The organism is Mesorhizobium sp. M2A.F.Ca.ET.037.01.1.1 (genome assembly GCF_003998075.1).
Classification (GTDB): domain Bacteria; phylum Pseudomonadota; class Alphaproteobacteria; order Rhizobiales; family Rhizobiaceae; genus Mesorhizobium.
In genome coordinates this window covers 1-621 of sequence record NZ_RZSA01001682.1, presented here as the reverse complement: position 1 = coordinate 621, position 621 = coordinate 1, and the positions used below count along the sequence as shown (strand labels likewise).

The 621-nt window shown below is 70.0% G+C and carries 1 protein-coding gene; it reads left to right on the top strand.

Annotation, left to right across the window (positions count from 1 at the left end; translation table 11 throughout):
* The coding region (locus tag EOA27_RS39195) for an FAD-binding oxidoreductase (protein WP_127259049.1) at window positions 1–619 on the top strand (619 nt) is incomplete at its 5' end.
* Window positions 620–621 lie beyond the last annotated feature (2 nt).

Below are 621 nucleotides of genomic sequence, written 5' to 3'. Positions count from 1 at the left end.
GCATGTCGACATCAGGCTGACGGCCCCGGACGGCTACCAGGCGCGCCGCTCCTATTCCATCGCCTCGGCGCCAGAAGCAGGCGGCGGCGTCGAGCTGGCGATCGAGCGGCTGGACGACGGCGAGGTCTCGCCCTTCTTTCACGACGTGGCCGCCGTCGGCGACGAGATCGAGCTGCGCGGGCCGCTGGGCGGCCATTTCATCTGGGAGGAGAGCGACGGCGGGCCGATCCTTCTGGTCGGCGGCGGCTCGGGCGTTGTGCCGCTGATGGCGATGGTGCGTCATCGCACGCTGCGCAACACGGCGGTGCCCGTCGCGCTGGTGTTTTCGGCGCGGGTCTGGGACGAGGTAATCTTCCGCGACGAGCTGATCGGCCTCGACGACCGTCGCGACGGATTCGACCTGGTTTTGACGCTGACCCGCGAACCGGCGAGGCGGCCCTCCGATTATTCCCGGCGCGTCGACGCCCGCATGATGGCGCAGGCCGTCGAGCGCCTGCCCAAGACGCCAAGGCTCGCCTATGTCTGCGGCTCGAATGCGTTCGTCTCGGCCGCCGCCGACGCCTTGATCGGCGCCGGCGTTCCGGCGGGGATCATCCGCCCCGAGCGCTACGGGGGTTAGAT